General features: G+C 70.1%; 1 protein-coding gene. It reads left to right on the forward strand.

The window, feature by feature from the left end; translation table 11 throughout:
* Nucleotides 1-34 precede the first annotated feature (34 nt).
* Nucleotides 35-625 (forward strand): alpha/beta hydrolase fold domain-containing protein (locus tag L810_RS43330; RefSeq protein ID WP_042978477.1); only part of this gene is annotated, 591 nt, incomplete at its 3' end.

Below are 625 nucleotides of genomic sequence, written 5' to 3' on the forward strand. Positions count from 1 at the left end.
TGCGCCGCATGACTCGCCCAACGGAGCCGAATCGATGAAAGACCAACCCGACGGCGTGGTCCTGCCGAGCCGTGTCGTCCCCTTCCCGGCCTCGATCAGCGAAGAGGCGCGAGCCGCGTTGCAACGGCTGGTCGGCAGCGACGGCGTGCCGCTGAACGCGCTGCACGTGATGCCTGCCCCGGACGATTTCGACGCATGGATGCGCGTGAAGACGGCCGCCGACGCGCACTACGCGGCGGCCATCGAGCAGCTCGGCGGTCATCTGCGTTCAAGCGTGGAGACGATCCGGGCCGGCGCCGCGGACGTGCACGTCGCCACGCCCGAGGCAGTGGCTTCCGGCGAATGCGCGTACATCGACCTGCATGGCGGTGCGCTGGTTCTCGGCGGCGGCGCCGCATGCCGCGCCGGCGCGCAGATGCAAGCCGACCGGCTCGGCATTCGATGCTACGGCGTCGACTATCGCCTGCCGCCCGAACATCCGTATCCGGCCGCACTCGACGATTGCATCGCCGCGTATGCGTACGTGCTGGAGCGCTACGCACCGGAAAACATCGTCATCGGCGGGCGCTCGGCGGGCGGCAACCTCGCCGCCGCGATGGTGCTGCGCGCCCGCGACGAAGGGTTG

Origin of the sequence: Burkholderia sp. AU4i, from assembly GCF_000466765.1 — a bacterium.
Classification (GTDB): Bacteria; Pseudomonadota; Gammaproteobacteria; order Burkholderiales; family Burkholderiaceae; genus Burkholderia; species Burkholderia cepacia.